Raw genomic sequence first — 18,036 nt, forward strand, 5'->3', positions numbered from 1 at the left:
GGCTCTCAATAATTCACCAATAACAAGCTGGGAATGAAGATGGAAAGCGGTGAAGAGACGCAAACGCTGATCGAATTGCTCACCGCCTGGAGCGGCAAGATCGCGGACGCACTCTGGGGCAACGAACTCACCCTGATCGCCCTGCTCGGCACCGGCCTCTACTTAACCATCAGAATCGGCTTCATCCAGATTCGTGGCTTTCGCCATGCGATCAACCTGATCGGCGGTCGCTACAGCAGTCACAAAGATACCGGCGAGGTCTCCCACTTCCAGGCGCTCTCCGCAGCACTCTCCGCCACCGTCGGCACCGGTAATATCGCCGGTGTCGCCACCGCCATCTCGCTCGGCGGCCCCGGCGCACTCTTCTGGATGTGGATGACTGCCTTCTTCGGCATGGCGACCAAGTTCACCGAATGTACCCTGGCGCTGCAATTCCGCGAGGTTAGCCGCGATGGTGAGATCGCGGGTGGCCCGATGTACACCCTGTTGAACGGTCTGAAGATGAAGCGCACCGCCATCGTCTTTGCCGTTTTTGCACTGATCGCCTCGTTCGGTATCGGCAACATGGTGCAGGCCAACTCGGTCGTTGATGGCATACGCTACATCTATCCACCCGTAGGAGAGCTCTCCTGGCTAATCGGTATCGTCATGGCCGTCCTGGTAGGTCTGGTGATCATCGGCGGCATCAAACGTATCGCCAAGGTCGCCTCGGTACTAGTCCCCTTCATGGCAACGATCTACATCGCCGCCGCACTGATCGTACTGGCCAACAGCTACGAGGCGATCCCCGCCGCATTTGCCACCATCTTTGAAGCCGCACTCAACCCCTGGGTCGTCGGTGGTGCCGCCGTCGGCGAGGCGATCCGCTGGGGTGTCGCCCGCGGCCTCTTCTCCAACGAAGCAGGCCTCGGCTCCTCGCCGATGGCCCACGCCGCCGCTCGCACCAACGAACCGGTCCGCGAAGGTCTGGTCGCGATGATGGAGCCCTTCATCGACACCATCGTCATCTGCACCCTCACCGGCCTGGTGATCATCGTCACCGGCAGCTACATCGACCGCCCCGATGACCTGGTCGGCGCCGCCCTCACCGCCCACGCCTTCAGCCAGAGCCTCGGTAACGCCGGAGCACTGGTCGTCGGCATCGGTCTCTCGCTCTTCGCCTTCTCCACCATTATCGCCTGGTCCTACTACGGCGACCGCTCCGCCCGCTTCCTCTTCGGCGAAGCGGCAGTAATGCCCTATCGAGTCCTCTACACCATCGTCGTCGCCTTCGGTGCTCCCGTACCACTGCAACTGGTCTGGAACCTTGCAGACACCACCAATATCCTGATGGCACTACCCAACCTGATCGGGCTGATACTGTTGGCAGGGCTGGTAAAGAAGATGAAGAACGAGTACTTCTCCGCCGCAGGAGCGGACGCAGTAGCCATTAACCTCTAAAGTCAAAACACTAAGGAACGGTGACAAGATGCAGGGAAGCAGCAAACCCACACATTTGACCAGCAGGTCACTCAATCACTGTGTGAATTGTACGTGCAATTTTCAGTCACTTGGACTGACATCTACCCATAATATTTTCACTACACAGCCAGTCTCTTTGAGGATTAGATATTGCTAATCTGGTCTCAAAGATATCAACGAGATATCTACAACTGCACAAACTGCCATGAGTGGGTAGCGAAAGGCGATGCGTTTTGCCGGCATTGCGGACACCAATTCAGCACCAGTGACGTTGATACGATGATAAACCAATCAACATTCACGCGAAGATGGCATGCACCATTTCACAATCCGATTAATGAACTGCTCAAATGCCCCGCTGCAACGATCTCGCAGCCCTGAAATATCATTATTGTCGACACTGCGGTCACGAATTTACTGGTACCGACCGAGAACAAATGGCGGATCACAACTCCACAAACAAAGTCGAAACACACAAAATTAGCAACTCGTTTTTATTATCACCATAATCTTAGTAGCGATCCTATTTCACTCATTACTATGAGAATACAAGTTATTGGCAACATCCTTCAAACGGACCACGGGGGTCAGAGTACTTGAATCTCTGACATCTATGCTTTTCATATCTACGACATAAAATAGGTATACTGTCCCGGAACCCCGGGAACCCCCGTAGACTAAAGACGACAGGCTAAGGCAAGACAACGCTAGGGAACAGATGACAGGATGCAGGGAGGCGGCAAACATATAAAACCTGACTTCAAAGAACTATCAATACTGAAGACATTAGTAGGCGCATTCCTAATTCCGTGGTGGAATCATTACTTCTTTTTAAGCATCTAGCCATCCCTACTGCTGGAATACTATTAGTAATCGCGATCGCTCAAGCCATACCTGGACAACCAGAAGATGCAAAAGTGACTTTTACTATTCTAGCTATTGCAACTGCTTGCTTTTCAGTCCTTTTCGCAGTCACATGCCACCGCCTCATACTACTTGGCGAAAAGTCAAAACATCAAGCATTACCGGGGAGTCGCTATTTTTGCGAAAGTTTGTTTTGGGCATCCAAGCCCAAGCAAACAGCAAAACTTAACGCGACCATTTATGCCTACGGCGCCCCGACGTCCTGCGTACGTTGCGTAATCACCTCTTCGCGGCTCTACACAACTCCCTCAGTGACTCTACGCCGACATAAAGCCGCTGCTGCATCTTCTTCGTCGTCCGCTCGCGCTCTCAACTACGAATAGGCAGACGGCGTCGACTATCGGGGACTAACCGCCCTCACTTCGCTCTCCATGGCGGTCAGCGGAAGCCACGGCTTTTAAGCGCCTAATTCGTTTCCTTATCACCGTAGTAGTCCTAATAGTCACAGAGGGATTCATAAAACAGCATTCACTCACGCATTCAGCTGGTCATTAGACACATACCAATTTGACAGCTTAATAAACCCAATTGACGAAACCACAAGTGAAGTAACAACCTCTTTTAAGCTGCTCTATACGCTAGTTACACTCCCGCTCTATATGTTGTCGCCCGACTATCCCTACTACTCCCATCAATTGCGATTGACAGACCATTAAGCTTCTCGGAAGGATGGGGTCTAACCAAAGGCAATGGATGGAAAATGTTCGCAGTAGTATTCCTGTTTCCTTGGGCACTTTTTGTTGATCTCAATCATTCCGATACCGAACCTTGGCGATTGGGGCTGGCTATTACTACTCCCATTTATCGCAATAGTATTTGTCGTTGAAATTAGCGCTCTTTCACTGGCATTCCGTCAACTTACACAAGAACAAAAGCTAGTGCGGGGTAATTCGAGTAGTTAGTCTCAGACCACGGCTTTGATATTTCTCCCCTTCGATGCAGAGCGAGCCTCGCAGCGATTTCAGGGTTAAGCGGGCAGCATGTCTGAGCGAAGCGAGTTCTGCCCGCGCCTGAAATCACGAGAAGCGCAGGGAACCCGAAGGGCGATGTAGTGGGGCGTGTACGAGTCAAGGAGATAGGTAACACTTAAGTCCAAGGACATAGGTTACACTTTGACTGTCCAGTACGGCGTATCCCAGCCTTGCTTATCCCTCAGATCATAACTTCCGAGACGGATTGGGCCGAAATAAATTTCCCACTTCCCATCGTCTATCTCTTCGATGCCTACCTGCTCTCCTGTTAGCAGATGAGAGACATACACCTGTCCACCATGCGCAGCTATCACGCCACATGAGTGCACCTGCTTTATATCAAAATAGTCTGGGTATATCGGCTGTGGCAGACGACTTGGATATTCTCGTACTGAACGCACGTAGTGGCTTGAGGGCGTTGTTTGCCCTAAACCTTCATGTGGTCGTTGCTCGTTATACTCTCGCCTGAAGGCCTCGAACTGACGCTGCTGCGCGGCAAAGGATGCAGATGCAGGTCGTGTTGTGGCTCGTTTCATAGTGCGATGCATTCGCTCGTGACGGCCATTCTGCTGTGGCTTACCAGGCTCAATACGCTCCGGTACGATCCCTAGACGTATCCACCAGATCGATAGCTTAGACAAGCCTGCAGTGGCTCGACTGGCAAAGGGAACGCCATTATCTGAGCGAATTCGCTGCGGTAGACCATACTCTTTAAACAGCTTGATAAAGCAACTCCGTGCAATTTGGGTCTTCGTACCTTTTACACCCTGACATCCCAGTAGATAACGGCTGTGATGATCCATCACGGTGAGCGGATAACACCACTGTCCATTGCCTAATTTGAACTGCCCCTTGTAGTCGGTGCTCCAGAGTTCGTTGGGTGCCGTTACAGGATCAAAAGGCTGTGGATAAGGGCTGACTCTCGTACGCCTTTTACGGTGTTTTACCAGCCCTTCCGCATTGAGAATGTTGTAGATAGTGCTTTTGGAGGGTACTACCTGGTTGGGAAAACGCTGCTCCAATATCGCCCGAATCTTTTTGGCACCTAGCGGTACACGATATTTATTACGCAGCTCGATGATGGCTTTGCGGAGGGAGTAAGGCGTTGTGAGCGGGCTCCGGTGTGGGCGTCGACTCTGCTCTTTCAGCCCCTCAAGATTAGCTTGCCTGTACCGCTCCAGCCACTTATAACCTGTTTTTCGACTGATACCATAACGTCTGCATAGCTCACTATGACTGAAGTGGCCGCGAAGGTGATCTGCAATGAAGAGTAGCTTCTGATCCATAGGTTTCATCTCTTGCCAGGGCATGATCGACATCTCCTTTTCGTGGATGCCTTCAGCATAGGAAAAGTGTTACCTATGTACCTGGACTGATCTGTTACCTATGTATATAACCCGTACCCGGCCTTCTCTTTCGTTAGTTTCTCTTGGCCGTGCAAGAGAAAGTAACCTGCCGCGAGTCAGCCACCCGCATTCATAAATCACGTCGCGTCAGCGACACAAACAAAACCAATCCGCGTGGGCATAAAACCGATGCCCACCCTACCGCTCAATCAGCCAGCCTATTTGGAGGCTTACCTTTCGCGACCACACTGTGGCGGTATCTCATGCCTCGACATGGTGGGTATTACTCCGTTCAACCCACCTACGTCATTACGTCCTTTCCATTAGTGAAAAGACCAACGGGGCCAGACTCGATTGATCATGATTTGCATACCCACAAGCCTTTACTAACGTATAATCCCGTCCAACTCGCAATTAGAACAAGCCAATTAGACTCATCTCGGAAGGCAGATCATGGTATTTAAAAACCCAACCGCAACTGGACTTATTGTCGGATTGATGGTGATTCAATCACTATTCGCTGATCCTACTCCTCCGGCAACCCCGATCACCGTTGAATACGATGATACAAGTTATATTTTAACTACCAACTATTTTAGTTTTTCCGATAACCCTGAATTATTAGAAGCACAGCCTTGGTGGGAGGACCCAGACCTCGCTATAGGCCTCGCTGAAACAGTCCAATTTCAACTGGGAACCTCTGTAGACTCACAAGACACATCCCCTTCAGGGGAAGCCCTCGGGCCACTGTTTGCTTACAAAGATCATCTGAGCATTGCCTGGGATGGAAGCGGTGCCTGCAACGATTGTCACACCTCTGATGACCCAACCTATTACGCTATCGATATAACCAGTAGCGTAACTAGCATTGAAAACACCCATAAGGCATTCAAGCTTTTTTCATTAGCAGAAGACACGGTTATCCACGGTGCTCATAGTCGCCCACTATCCAGACAAGTTACTAAAAACAAGAGGGCGTTCTGGGTTGCTGGAGATTGGGGTGTCGACAACCACTACAACAGCAACGCCACCGCAAAACTGGCAGAAGTTGGTGTGGGCTACAATTATGGAACCACACAAATCAACGCCTCTCTGGGTAAAACCTGGGTCAGACAAGAGTTAGATTACAACGGAAGCGCTGATGGTGATGGTAAATATTTCATTCTGGAGAGCATTTATCACAATGCCAGTTCTGAGAACTTATTTGTAACCCTTGGCCTTTACCACCATCGATGGGACGCCGAAATAGAGCGCGGTTATCTCTTCGGTGCCACACCATACTTATCATCAGGCAACCCTGAAATATCCAGCTGGGGGGTTAGAGCAAGACTTGATTGGCAAGACCTATATTTGGCGAACAGTTTTCAGATCAGCCCATACATAGATCTCACGCACAGAGATGTAAGCACTGAGTCATACACAGAGACGGGTGGCGCATTACCAGCATCGTTTGATCGTCATGATGAAAACGTCACCGACATACGGTTGGGCTTCAACGCAAGCAAACCCATTGCCAATTCACAGATCGCTTTCGCGACTAGCCTTGAAGTTGCACACCGACTCAATTACGAGGATGCAAACATCTCTGGTCATGTACCAAACGCATATACATTCAATTTCACTGGCCAAGACTATGATAAATCGACATGGTACAAAGTTGGTATTGGCGTAGAGAACAGCTCAGACAACGGGAAGTTTTCAGTTATGTTGAATACCACGACGGAAGGCGCAATGCCTACCAGGTGGATTGCAGCATCCTGGCAGACAACGTTCTAAAGCATGCGCCAGCTCCGGATTACATTCCATTTCATCCGGGCTACGGACTAGACTTTCCGCGTGGCGCGTACGTGCCTACCCTACGGTTCTATGTTGGTTGGGTTGAACGCAGTGAAACCCAACAAATTATCCAAGCCCTAACCACATCTCCCATTGGGGGGTATCACTTTCACCCCAAGGGCACTTCCTCGCTTCGCTCAGGGCGCGCTAATCCCACCCTACATTCCGTTGCCTGTTGTCTGTTACCTGTTTCCCCACCCCAATGGCATAATAGCCACCAAAATCAAAACACTTGGAGAGACCATGACCACTATCACCACCGATTCAGGCCTGCAGTATGAAGAGATCACCATTGGCGAAGGCACCGAGGCGACTGGCCGCGGTCAGACCGCTGTTGTCCACTACACCGGCTGGCTTGAGGATGGCACCAAGTTCGACTCAAGTGTTGATCGTAACGATCCGTTCAGCTTCCCGATGGCCTGTGGTTATGTGATCAAGGGTTGGGACGAGGGTGTTGTCGGCATGAAGGTTGGCGGCAAGCGCAAGCTGACCGTCCCCTCCAACCTCGGTTACGGCGAGAACGGTGCCGGTGGTGTAATACCCCCCAACGCAACACTGATCTTTGAGGTTGAGCTACTCGAGGTCTCTGAGTAACAGCGATGGAGCAGGCGCTGATCGAGGAGATTCGGCGGAACGTCGCCACCGCACTGGAGGAGGATATCGGCAATGGTGATCTCACCGCCGCGCTGATACCCGTTAACGCCCTCTCCACGGCAACGGTGATCTGCCGTGAGGCTGCGGTGATTAGTGGTCGCCCCTGGTTCGATCAGGTGTTTCATCAGATCGATGCCACTATCACTGTCGAATGGTTGGTTTCGGAGGGTGAACAGGTCGCAGCCGACCAGCCGCTCTGCACTCTGCACGGCTCTTCGCGGAATCTGCTCACCGGTGAGCGTGCTGCGCTCAACATTCTGCAGACCCTCTCCGCTACCGCAACCGCCACCCGCCACTACGTTGATCTGATTGCTGGCAGTGGGGCGACCATTCTCGATACACGCAAGACGCTGCCGGGATTACGCCACGCGCAGAAGTACGCGGTGAGATGCGGTGGCGGACGGAATCACCGCATCGGTCTCTTCGACGCGATATTGATCAAGGAGAACCACATCGCCGCTGCCGGTTCGATCACCGCTGCGCTACTCACGGCACGTGCCAGTGTCGAAGAGGGCGTGATGATTGAGGTAGAGGTGGAGGTGGAGGTGGAGGTGGAGGTGGAGGATCTGGCACAGCTGGAAGAGGCGTTACTCTCCGGTTGCAAACGGATTCTGCTCGACAATATGCCCCCTGAGCTGCTGCGCCGTGCCGTTGAACTCAACTGCGGACGGGCCAAACTGGAGGCCTCCGGCGGGATTACCGATGAGACGATCGTCTCGATTGCCGCCACCGGCGTTGACTACATTTCGATCGGTTCCCTGACCAAGGATATTCGTGCCGTCGACCTTTCGATGCGGCTCGCCGAAGGTGTGTCATAAGGCACACTACAGGAAAATATTTTTCACTTATTTTGAATGTAAGTTACGCCACACTTCTTAAGAAGTTTCTTAAAGTATTCGCTAACAACCTGTCACAACACAACTTTAACCGTTATCCACAAAAGCTGTGGATAACTCTGTGGAGTAATTGGTAGATGAATGCGCTAGCCCGCACTACGACTGGTATTTCGTTAGATTGATGAAATCTGCATCACAATATTTTTCTTTATAAATAACAACGTTTTACAGCATTTAATAATATACCAACCTGTTGCATAGGAAATTAATTCACCGAATGTTGCAATTGCATTACCCCCTGTGTATAAGCGATTCTCCTTCGCGGGGCTATGTTGCTGAAAAACGGCTATACCAGCATGGATACCGGGTTTATCGCGAAAAACTGGTCGGAGAAAAAAGATTCCTAATCAAATGAACAATCAAGGTGGAAAAATCGGCTTTGTCAGCCTCGGCTGCCCCAAGGCGACGGTCGACTCAGAACGCATTCTGACGCGACTACGTGCCGAGGGTTATCAGCTCGCCCCCGACTACGATGAAGCGAACCTGGTGATTGTGAATACCTGCGGTTTTATCGATAGCGCCGTGCAGGAGTCACTCGACGCGATCAGCGAGGCGATGGATGAGAACGGCAAGGTGATCGTTACCGGCTGTCTCGGTGCCGATGAGGGACGAATCCGCGAGGTCCAGCCCGATGTGTTGGCCGTAACCGGCCCGCAGGCGTTCGAGGAGGTGATGGAGGCGGTCCACGGTCAGCTCCCCGAACACAACCCACATATTGATCTGCTCCCCCCTCAGGGGATCAAACTCACCCCTCGCCACTATGCCTATCTAAAGATCTCCGAGGGGTGTAACCAGTCGTGCAGCTTCTGCATCATCCCCTCAATGCGCGGAAAACTGGTCAGCCGTCCCATCAATGAGGTGCTCGACGAGGCAGAGCGCCTTGCTGGGGCCGGGGTGAAGGAGCTGCTGGTGGTCTCACAGGATAGCGGTGCCTACGGGGTAGACACCAAATACCAGACCAGTTTCTGGCAGGGACGGCCGGTGAAGAGCCGTCTCACTGAGATGGCGAAGATTCTCGGTGATATGGGGATGTGGATTCGCCTCCACTACCCCTATCCGCACATCGACGAGCTGCTGACGTTGATGGCCGATGGCACCATTCTTCCCTACCTCGATGCGCCGCTACAGCACGCCAGTCCGCCCATCCTCAAGGCGATGCGTCGCCCTGCGAACAGCGAGAATGCATTGCGCCGCATTGAGCAGTGGCGACGTGACTGCCCTGACCTGACCCTACGCAGCACCTTTATTGTCGGCTTTCCCGGCGAGACCGAAGAAGACTTTGAAACCCTGTTGGATTTCATCGAAGAGGCGGGTATCGATCGAGCCGGTGCCTTCACCTACTCCGCCGTTGAAGGGGCCACAGCTAACGAGCTACCGGGTGCGGTGCCCGAAGAGCTGAAGCTTGAGCGCCTGGAGCGGCTAATGGAACGTCAGGAGGAGATCAGTGCCGATCGTCTGGCGGCCAAGGTCGGTCGCAAGATGAGGGTGTTGGTCGATGATATCGAGGGTGATCTGGCGATTGCCCGTAGTGGTGGCGATGCGCCTGAGGTCGATGGGGTAGTGATCATCAACGATGGCGGCGAGCTGCCGGTGGGTGAGTTTGTCGAGGTGGAGATCGACGCCAGCGACGCCCACGATCTTTGGGCACACCGCATAGAGCGTTAAACCTATTCGATGCACTCGTCGACGGGATCAAATGATGTGATCAGGTCGAGGCGTAGGCGAATCGCATCACCCAGCGAACTCTCGGCAATCAGATACTCCGAGCCCTCACGGGTCTCCAGATCGAGCGGCATAACCGTATCAATGTGTGCCGTGCCCGTTACATCGCTCCAGCTCAAGCGCAACCGGCAGCGATGCATAATCGCCACCTCGAAGCGGCTGTAGAGCCCGCAGTCGATTGGTGTGTAGTCATCACTCACTCTACATCCCCCTCAAATAGCGGTCCGCTCACCACCACCTTTTCCGGCATCTCGCCATCGATCATCAAGCGCTTTTTCATTGCCGGGTTGAGATAGAGCGTTCCCGACTCATCGACCAGCAGTGCATAACGAATCCCCATGTTACGAGCGACGCGGTGCCAACCCTCAACTCCGGCAACCACCAGTGCCGTAGCGGCGGCATCGGCGACACTCCCCCTGTTATGAATAACAGTAGCAGAGGCGATGTGACGCACCGGCATACCATCGCGCGGATCGATGATGTGCGGATAGCGTTGACCTTTGTACTCGTGATAGCGCTCATAGTTACCGGAGGTAAAGATGCTCTCATCACCCTCCACCTCTAGTGCTGCAATCACTCCCTCTCCCTGCGGATGTTTGATACCGATGCGCCAGTTGCGTCCGCCCCGCTGGCCGATGGCACGTAGGTCGCCACCCGCATTGACGATAGCGTGTTCAACGCCCATCGAGCGCAGCCGCTGGATAGCGAGATCGACGGCATAACCCTTGGCAAAACCACCAAAATCGAGCTGCACCGCCGGATTACCACTACGCACCAGGCGGCCATCAATGAAGATCTGATCCATTGCAGGACGCTGCGCAATCAGTGCTGCGATCTCCTCGGCCGTGGGTGGTGGTCCGACCGGCAGCTCATCGCTGTGAAAACCCCACAGATCGATCAAGCCGCCAATTGCGGGATTGAAAAGTCCATCGCTCTGCAGATAGAGCTGCCGAGACTCCTCGATCACCGGTAGCAGTGACTCGAGCACCTCTATCGAACGCCCCTCGCTAAAGGCAACATTAAGATCAACCAGCGGCCCCGGTTTCCAGGCGTGCCACTCGTAGTGCATCTGCTGAAAGTCAGCGGCCACCGCATCGATCGCCTCACCGGCCTGCTTCTTATCAGGCCCCCAGACCGAGACATCAACCAGAGTACCGAAGATGTAGATCTGCTGGTGATGGAGCGCGTCGCGCGAGCAGGCCGATAACAGTAGTGCAGCAACAAGGGTAAATAGCAGCGATTGTCGTTTAAACCGATATTGAATCATTTCCATTCCGAGCTACTCAATATGTGGATTGGCGAGCACCTTAAAGACAACCGCCTGCTGATTACAGCGTTTATCGGCCAGCGAGAGCAGACCGGTGACGACACGACCAAGCAGCTGCCACGCCTCGGGGGCCTTATCCTGCCAGCTGTAACTACTGTTATTGCCGCCACTGGTCAGGGTGAGTGTGTAGATAGGTGCAACTGACTCGGCAACCTGCGGCGGCACAGCCGGTATCGGCTCACTGCGTAGCTGCTCGAGCAGAGGTTCCACCTCAGAAGCCGAAACGAGAATCTCTGACGAGGCGGTGGTACGCCACTCCGGACCCTCATCCTCAAGATAGTCCTCATCACCCTCTTCAATCAGCGAGTGCATATGGCAGGCGAGATGGTAGATCACCTGCCCATCACGCCCCTCAGGGCGCAGCTCGATCTCGGTCACTCCCTCATCCTGCTCATCAACGATCAGCGACAGGGTCGGTTTGCTCTCATCTGTTACAGCTTCCATTCCCTGATCTTAACTCAGAGACTCCCTCTTCATAGAGTGAATAGCCTGCAAACCGTACTTGCAGCGTGGTGAAGCAGCCAGGCCAATACGGTTACAATGGAGCGATAATCCTGCCCGATCGATATGGTGAAGAGAATGAAGAGACTCAGAATTTCGTCAAAGATTTTAGCCGCCCTACTATTAACGACTGCGGTCGCACGCGCTGATGTAGCTGTGCTGGTACACGGCTGGAACTCTAATGCCGAGACCTGGATGGTTAACGGCGTGGTTCCCGTGATGCGACAACACGGCTGGGAGGATGCCGGTGTCTATGCAGCCGCGCCCAGCGGCATGCAGCTCTACCCCACCAACACCGCCTCAGGCAACAAGCTCTACAGAACCAACCTGCCGGCCGAAGCACCGCTGCTGATACAGGCCAGCCTGCTCTTCAACGCGGTAGCGCAGATACGCCAGCAACATCCTGGCGAATCGCTGACACTGGTTGGCCACTCGGCCGGTGGTCTGGTGGCAAGACTGGTCACAGTGCGTGGCGACGCCCCAAAAATCGACCGCCTGGTCACCATTGCCACACCAAACCTTGGTACGCCCCGTGCGATTGAAGGGCTCGATATCGTCGATAGCAAACCCTTCTTCTGCCCAGGCCCTGGTATCGATTTTCTGAAATCGATGGTCGGTGGTAACGACTACGACTACCTCAAATACTCACGTGGCGCCCTGATCGACATGACCCCCGGTGCCCTGACCGTCTGGCTGAACCAGCAGCCCCACCCCCAGATCAGTTACCACACCATTATTCGCACAGATCCGAATGGTCAGGGTGACTCTCTTGTGCCCGCCTTCAGCCAGGATCTCAACCAGGTGTCCGCACTACGTGGTCGCGCCGAGCGTCACATCACCCTCGCAGGCCACAGCCTCAACCCTGCCGATGGAAACCTGCTCGCCAAGATACTTAAGTAAACCTCTCTTCACAGACATCAGACCACGCACTGCCTGAGCATCCCTCATGCAGGGCGTGGCAATCTGCTGACACCCGCCCGGCTGTTAAAACTCACACACCACGCGCCACCCTCCACCAACAACTAACGGTTATTCATATAGTTATCGTCAATATCACCCGCACTCAGAGAAGAACCCACTGCAACAACATAAAAACATAGTAATAAGTTAAGTTTCTAATAAAAGACGGTTCACAAACAAAATATTGGTACTACATTTGTGCTCGAGCAGACATTGAATTCAGGAGGGTTTTCACATGATCGAACTGACACTCATCGGACTCGCAGTTCTCGCACTCTTCGCCGGCACCCTACTCGACGATGACCTGGGTAGATTCTGACCACATAAAATTATCCGCGCACAAACAAAAAACCCCGACCATATGATCGGGGTTTTTATCGTTTAACTAATTGGTGCCGGAAATAGGAATCGAACCTACGACCCACGCGTTACGAGTGCGTTGCTCTACCAACTGAGCTATTCCGGCCTGATGCGGACGGGATTATATAAGAAAAGAGGTGGAGCGGGAAACTTCTCTGACGTTACTGCTGGACGCTGCTGGCGCGCAGTCTAACGATCACCTCAACACCTTCGATTTCGGTCCCGGCAGGGGCCTCAGGTAGCGCACTCACCTGGAAACCATCAGCGGGCACATCGGTCAGCTCACTGGTATCGACATTATAGAAGTGGTGGTGACGTGAGGTATTGGTATCGTAGAAGAGGCGGGTCGGATCGACAACCACTTCACGGATAAGCCCCTTACGAGCAAAGAGCCCCAGGGTGTTGTAGACGGTCGCTTTCGACACATGCTGCTCACTACCAGTGAGCATCGCCATCACCTGATCTGCCGAGAGGTGTTGCGGCTCGGAGAGCATCAATTGGGCGATTTCCAAACGCTGCTGAGTCGGTGAGATATCGTACTCACGCAACAGTTCACGAAAGTCGGTTTCGACCTGGACACTACTATTTTCTATCAACATTTCCATAGAGTCGAATATATGCCAGAAAAGGCGGCAAGTCTACATACCCTTATGATTTAACAGCCTTTTATGTCCTTAGAGGTAATCTAATGCGCACTACCTACCCCATAAGGGGCAAGCTCGAGGATCGGATCACGATTCAACACCAGATCTGCTGCCAAGCGGGCCGAGGCGTAACCGATCACCACACCATTTCGGAAGTGACCGGCATTAACGTAGAGCCCGCTTACCTCAGGGTGCTCACCTATATAGGGGATGCCACTTGGGGTTCCTGGACGCAGTCCAGCCCAGTGCTGCTCAATCTCCGCATCGGCCAACGCAGGAATTATCTTATGTGCTGCCTGACTCAGATCCTCCAACGCATGTTCGGTCGTCGCCTTCTCAAAGCCGACGTGCTCAAGCGTACTACCGATTAACACCCGCCCATCACGGCGCGGAATGATATATCGATCACCCTGCAACACAATCCGTTTGACCAACCCCTGAGGGGCTTTAAAGAGAATCATCTGTCCCTGCACCGGCTCAACATCGAAACTGACGCCCAGCCGTTCAAGGATACGTCCACTCCACGCTCCACCGGCAACGACCACTTGATCTGCCTCGAAACGGCCGTTAGAACAGCGCACACCGCATACCGCGCCGCCCTTAACCTCAATATCACGCACCTCGGTGTGGGTCTCGATACGAACCCCTGCCGCCTCAATGGTCGCTTTCAGTGATTTAACGATGCGAGGATTTCTGACCTGTGCCACATCGGGCATCCACAGCCCCTTCTCAAAATCACCACCCAGCGCGGGCTCAGTCGTCTCTACGCCCGCGTGATCAAGTGCTCGAAGGTCGTATTCATTGCTCTCTGCCCAGTGCAGAGCTGATTCATCCTCATCAACATCGAGCATTAACAGACCCGACTGGGTCCATTCGGGATCGATACCGCTAATCTCATTGAGTCGTTCAGATAGCGCCTGATAACGTGCCTGCCCCCACTTCGCCAGCTGCGTTACCGCATCGTCATAACGCCAGGGGTAGAGCGGTGAGATAATCCCGCCACCGGCCCAGGAGGACTCACGACCAATCTCTCCACGCTCTAACAAAGTAACGGAGGCACCCGACTCGGCCAGCTCAAAGGCCGTGAGCATACCAATCAGGCCGCCACCAACAACGAGGCAATCAGACACGAACCGTCTCCAAAAATTTGGGGATTAGAAACATCAGTGGACTCACGCGAAAATCAGTTAATCAAAACAGGTGGTCGGTGCGTAGAGGCCAGTGGGGAGCGTTGGATTAACTGTGAGTGTTAAGGACGTACAACCCGAATCAGCCGCTTGAGTGCCCTGCCCCGTTAGCGTTGCGGTGTAGCGAGTGGAGTCGTTACCTGAAACAGCTAACGTGTAGACCAGATCACCACCATCGGTTGTCACATTGCTATTGACTCCAATATTGGCAAGAGTTCCATAGGTTGTATTGTTCGCACGCCATTTCTCCTGCTCAAGCTGAACCTGAAGCAGGGCAGCTCGCCCCTCACCGCGCTTCGCCTCGCGGATATAGTCGGTATACATCGGGTAAGCAAAGGTCATCAAAATCGCGACAATTGCCACCACAATCATCAACTCAATCAGTGTAAAACCGCTATTTTTCTTCATGCCGCTCTCCCCTCATCCTAATCGTCGTTGTTATCTAACAGGCGGTCGTAATATAGCATCAAGCCCATCATCAGACCTCTATTGGAACGATATTGGATGAGCGGCACAAAACGAGTTACAAGCGGTAGGTCGTCTGGATACCATTGCGCCGACCAATCCCTATACTGACTACATGAGATTTTCAGGAAAATCCGAGATGAGCAAAAATAACAACCGCGGTTTCACCCTGATTGAGTTGATGATCACCCTGGTTGTCATCTCAATCATTGCCGCATTTGCCGTTCCCTCGCTGGGAGATTTCGTCACCAAACGCAAGCTGGTTGGTGCCGCTGAGGAGGTCTACAGCCAACTCCAACTAGCCCGATCACTGGCCATCAAACGCAATCAGACGATTTATGTGAACTTCGCGGAAGACGGCAGTTCCACCTGGAATTTTGGTATCGGTGATTACAGTGGCTGCACACCTGCCACCACCTCCCCCACCGGAACAACTCCCTGCGCCATCTACGAATTGCCCGGTGACGCTACTAGCACTCGTATTCTGCACAGAACCAGCAGCAGCAACTTTGACAACGTATCCATGGTCGTATCAGGTTTCGGTAGCGACGAGACTAACTTTGAACCACAGCGGGGAACCGCTGATAACGGCAATGTTTTGATGACCAATGACGCAGGCCAGTTGAAAGTCGTGGTGAGCACCATTGGTCGCATATTGATCTGCTCACCCGCCGGTTCAACCTACATCAGCGGCTACACGGAGTGTTCATAATCATGCTCAGATCAATAAAACACCAAGCCGGACTAACCGTTGTTGAGTTAATGGTCGGCGTTCTGGTCGGCATTATTATTCTCGCCGGCGTGCTCAACGTCTTTATCGCTACTGTCAGCAGCAGCAACGAGTCGCTTCAGAGCGCTCGCCTGAATCAGGAGCTGCGTGCCATCATGACCATCATGGTCGACGATATCCGTCGTGCGGGCTACTGGGGGTCAGCCAGCAACAGCACCAGCAACCCATTTGCCAACCCATCTGCAAACACCAGTTTACAGGTACGTAACACCGCTGCTTCGGGAAATATCGAAGCCACCTCAGGCCCCTGTATCGTCTTTGTCTATGACGCCACTTTTCGCGGTGGTACCGCAGGCACTGTAGACGCAAGTGAAGACTATTTTGGCTACCGCTGGGAGGGCACCTCCTCCGATGGGATCGACATGCGGAAAACGTCTGCCAGCGGTACCGTTGATGACTGCACTAACGGATCATGGGAGGCAATCACCTCACCCGACATCACCATCACCACTCTCACCTTCAGTACCGCCAACACCCAGTGTTTCAACACCTCAGTCTCCGATGGCATCGATGATGATGGCGACGCTGGCACCAGTGACGCCGCCGAGGAGAACTGCACCGCCACCCCATCTACGGGTGATGTAACCGTCAGCACACAACAGGTCGACATTACTCTGTCTGGTCAACTTACCAGCGACAGCTCTGTTAAACAGACGCTCAATGAAACGGTTAAGATCAGAAACAACCTGGTCCAGACCCATTAGCGGCTGAAGAGGAATATATGATGCCATTCACACCACACAATTTTCCGAAACAGCAACGCGGAGCGGCAACGCTGCTCATTTCGCTGGCGCTACTGATCTCCATCACTCTGATCTCGGTCTATACCGCTAGAACGACCATCATGGAGCAGAAGATCGCTGCCAATGACTTCCGCACCAAACAGGCCTTCGAGGCCGCCGATGCCGGCATGGAGTATGCGATTGCCTACATTCGTGGTCCGGGTGGTGTCGACAAGGATGCGAACGGCGCGCTCGACACCAACATTGTCGACTCCAACAGCGACGGCACCTACAACACCAACACCCTGACACTCTCTACCGGCGCCACCTATACCATCGCGCTCTCAGGCTCAACCGGCTCCGTTATCGTAACCTCCACGGGCACCAGCGATGATGGCACCGCCACACGTACCATCACCCAGACCATTGGTAGTGTTGACCCGTTACCCAATGAACCCCATACGCCGCTCACCACCCGTGGCGGCGCTTTTATTGGCGGTTCCGCCACGGTTATCAATCCAGAGGGTAAGGCGACCATCTGGTCGGGCGGTAATGTCGATCTGGGCTCCAACAACTCAACCGCCACCATGGTGGCAGACCCCACAGACGCTACCTATCCGGCCTGCATCGGTAGCCCTGAAGCACCCTGTGACGTGGAACGATCCTCTGACAAGGACAATGAGGGTTTCGATTTGGTAGAGAACGACGCCAACCTTTCGGCACTCTCATCCGATGACTACTTCCTCAACTTTTTTGGACTAGACAAAACAACCTACCGAAATACCCGCGTCGAAATTGAATCAACAGGGGCTACTGCAACCAACAACCACGATGCTGCCTCACCGGGCATTAACCTCGCCCAGGAGACGGTAGTCTGGGTCGATGGTGGCGGCCCCGGCAATAATGTCTCCATCGGAGGCGTAACCGTGGGTTGTGCCAGCAGCGTCAACGTCAATGCCAACTACGAAGACAGTGCCTGCGACAACAACAACGGTGATCCACCCTTCGATGCTGCACTTCCCACTATCACCATCATCGATGGTGACGCTTCTGCCACCGGTAGCACCACCCTGCTCGGCCTGGTCTACATCACGGGTGACTTCAACATCACCGGTAATGTCACGGTGGTTGGTGCCGTTATCGTAGAGGGTCAGACCCTCTCCAGCGGTGGCGGCAGTCTCGACATCATCTACAACTCACGCGTGCTCGGTAATGCAGGCGGTGAGGGTAATAGCGCCAGCCTGGCTGGCTCATGGCGTGACTTTTAAGT

At 53.4% G+C, this 18,036-nt stretch carries 17 protein-coding genes and 1 tRNA gene; 10 read left to right on the forward strand and 8 right to left on the reverse strand.

Going from position 1 to position 18,036, the window contains the following annotated elements; translation table 11 throughout:
- Nucleotides 1–66: 66 nt before the first annotated feature.
- Nucleotides 67–1,440 (forward strand): alanine/glycine:cation symporter family protein, encoded by a 1,374-nt coding sequence (locus HUE57_RS16455; RefSeq protein ID WP_420885728.1) that lies wholly within the window; start codon nucleotides 67–69, stop codon nucleotides 1,438–1,440.
- 1,073 nt (nucleotides 1,441–2,513) lie between these two features.
- Nucleotides 2,514–2,708, forward strand: coding sequence for a hypothetical protein (locus HUE57_RS16460; RefSeq protein WP_174673545.1), 195 nt, complete (start codon nucleotides 2,514–2,516; stop codon nucleotides 2,706–2,708).
- A 782-nt stretch (nucleotides 2,709–3,490) separates the two neighbouring features.
- On the opposite strand, the gene HUE57_RS16465 is transcribed toward HUE57_RS16460, so the two are convergent.
- Nucleotides 3,491–4,666, reverse strand: coding sequence for an IS481 family transposase (locus HUE57_RS16465; RefSeq protein WP_174673776.1), 1,176 nt, complete (start codon nucleotides 4,664–4,666; stop codon nucleotides 3,491–3,493).
- A gap of 489 nt (nucleotides 4,667–5,155) precedes the next feature.
- Here HUE57_RS16465 and HUE57_RS16470 point away from each other — a divergent pair, with 489 nt between their 5' ends.
- The 4 genes from HUE57_RS16470 to rimO all read left to right on the forward strand — a co-directional run bounded on the left by HUE57_RS16470 (nucleotide 5,156) and on the right by rimO (nucleotide 9,753).
- A complete protein-coding gene (locus HUE57_RS16470) occupies nucleotides 5,156–6,478 on the forward strand; it encodes an autotransporter outer membrane beta-barrel domain-containing protein (RefSeq protein ID WP_078482820.1) in 1,323 nt (440 codons plus the stop codon).
- 303 nt (nucleotides 6,479–6,781) lie between these two features.
- Nucleotides 6,782–7,132 (forward strand): FKBP-type peptidyl-prolyl cis-trans isomerase, encoded by a 351-nt coding sequence (locus HUE57_RS16475; RefSeq protein WP_078482821.1) that lies wholly within the window; start codon nucleotides 6,782–6,784, stop codon nucleotides 7,130–7,132.
- A 5-nt stretch (nucleotides 7,133–7,137) separates the two neighbouring features.
- Nucleotides 7,138–8,010 (forward strand): carboxylating nicotinate-nucleotide diphosphorylase, encoded by an 873-nt coding sequence (gene nadC, locus HUE57_RS16480; RefSeq protein WP_078482822.1) that lies wholly within the window; start codon nucleotides 7,138–7,140, stop codon nucleotides 8,008–8,010.
- Nucleotides 8,011–8,439: 429 nt separating this feature from the next.
- The gene (gene rimO, locus HUE57_RS16485; protein ID WP_174673546.1) at nucleotides 8,440–9,753 is read left to right on the forward strand and encodes a 30S ribosomal protein S12 methylthiotransferase RimO; all 1,314 of its coding nucleotides are present in this window, start codon (nucleotides 8,440–8,442) and stop codon (nucleotides 9,751–9,753) included.
- Nucleotides 9,754–9,755: 2 nt separating this feature from the next.
- Here the strand turns inward: rimO and HUE57_RS16490 are convergent, their stop codons facing one another.
- From HUE57_RS16490 to HUE57_RS16500, 3 genes are read right to left on the reverse strand one after another with little or no spacing between them, the layout of a single operon-like run.
- Nucleotides 9,756–10,010, reverse strand: coding sequence for a hypothetical protein (locus HUE57_RS16490; protein WP_078482823.1), 255 nt, complete (start codon nucleotides 10,008–10,010; stop codon nucleotides 9,756–9,758).
- Entirely contained in the window at nucleotides 10,007–11,083 is a 1,077-nt protein-coding gene (locus tag HUE57_RS16495; protein ID WP_236725635.1) for an FAD:protein FMN transferase, read from the reverse strand. The genes HUE57_RS16490 and HUE57_RS16495 overlap by 4 nt, the downstream gene beginning before the upstream one ends.
- A gap of 6 nt (nucleotides 11,084–11,089) precedes the next feature.
- Nucleotides 11,090–11,581 (reverse strand): hypothetical protein, encoded by a 492-nt coding sequence (locus tag HUE57_RS16500; RefSeq protein WP_078482824.1) that lies wholly within the window; start codon nucleotides 11,579–11,581, stop codon nucleotides 11,090–11,092.
- Nucleotides 11,582–11,716: 135 nt separating this feature from the next.
- Here HUE57_RS16500 and HUE57_RS16505 point away from each other — a divergent pair, with 135 nt between their 5' ends.
- Complete coding sequence (locus tag HUE57_RS16505; protein WP_174673547.1) at nucleotides 11,717–12,538, forward strand: esterase/lipase family protein; 822 nt, start codon at nucleotides 11,717–11,719, stop codon at nucleotides 12,536–12,538.
- A 450-nt stretch (nucleotides 12,539–12,988) separates the two neighbouring features.
- Here the strand turns inward: HUE57_RS16505 and HUE57_RS16510 are convergent.
- The 4 genes from HUE57_RS16510 to HUE57_RS16525 all read right to left on the reverse strand — a co-directional run bounded on the left by HUE57_RS16510 (nucleotide 12,989) and on the right by HUE57_RS16525 (nucleotide 15,197).
- Nucleotides 12,989–13,064, reverse strand: a tRNA-Thr gene (locus HUE57_RS16510).
- A 55-nt stretch (nucleotides 13,065–13,119) separates the two neighbouring features.
- Nucleotides 13,120–13,563 carry a Fur family transcriptional regulator gene (locus HUE57_RS16515; RefSeq protein ID WP_078482836.1) on the reverse strand — a complete coding sequence of 148 codons (444 nt, stop codon included), beginning with the start codon at nucleotides 13,561–13,563 and terminating at the stop codon, nucleotides 13,120–13,122.
- 80 nt (nucleotides 13,564–13,643) lie between these two features.
- Complete coding sequence (thiO, locus tag HUE57_RS16520; protein ID WP_078482837.1) at nucleotides 13,644–14,732, reverse strand: glycine oxidase ThiO; 1,089 nt, start codon at nucleotides 14,730–14,732, stop codon at nucleotides 13,644–13,646.
- Nucleotides 14,733–14,789: 57 nt separating this feature from the next.
- Nucleotides 14,790–15,197: a type IV pilin protein gene (locus HUE57_RS16525; protein ID WP_078482838.1), complete on the reverse strand. Its 408-nt coding sequence runs from the start codon at nucleotides 15,195–15,197 to the stop codon at nucleotides 14,790–14,792.
- 196 nt (nucleotides 15,198–15,393) lie between these two features.
- Here HUE57_RS16525 and HUE57_RS16530 point away from each other — a divergent pair, with 196 nt between their 5' ends.
- The 3 genes from HUE57_RS16530 to HUE57_RS16540 are packed head-to-tail and all read left to right on the forward strand — an operon-like array spanning nucleotide 15,394 to nucleotide 18,034.
- Nucleotides 15,394–15,966, forward strand: a complete 573-nt coding sequence (locus tag HUE57_RS16530) for a GspH/FimT family pseudopilin (RefSeq protein ID WP_172840144.1) — start codon at nucleotides 15,394–15,396, stop codon at nucleotides 15,964–15,966.
- A gap of 2 nt (nucleotides 15,967–15,968) precedes the next feature.
- Nucleotides 15,969–16,748 (forward strand): PilW family protein, encoded by a 780-nt coding sequence (locus HUE57_RS16535; protein ID WP_135622018.1) that lies wholly within the window; start codon nucleotides 15,969–15,971, stop codon nucleotides 16,746–16,748.
- Between the two features lie 17 nt (nucleotides 16,749–16,765).
- Nucleotides 16,766–18,034 carry a pilus assembly PilX family protein gene (locus tag HUE57_RS16540; RefSeq protein WP_078482840.1) on the forward strand — a complete coding sequence of 423 codons (1,269 nt, stop codon included), beginning with the start codon at nucleotides 16,766–16,768 and terminating at the stop codon, nucleotides 18,032–18,034.
- Nucleotides 18,035–18,036 lie beyond the last annotated feature (2 nt).

The organism is Candidatus Reidiella endopervernicosa (assembly GCF_013343005.1).
In the GTDB taxonomy this organism is placed as follows: domain Bacteria; phylum Pseudomonadota; class Gammaproteobacteria.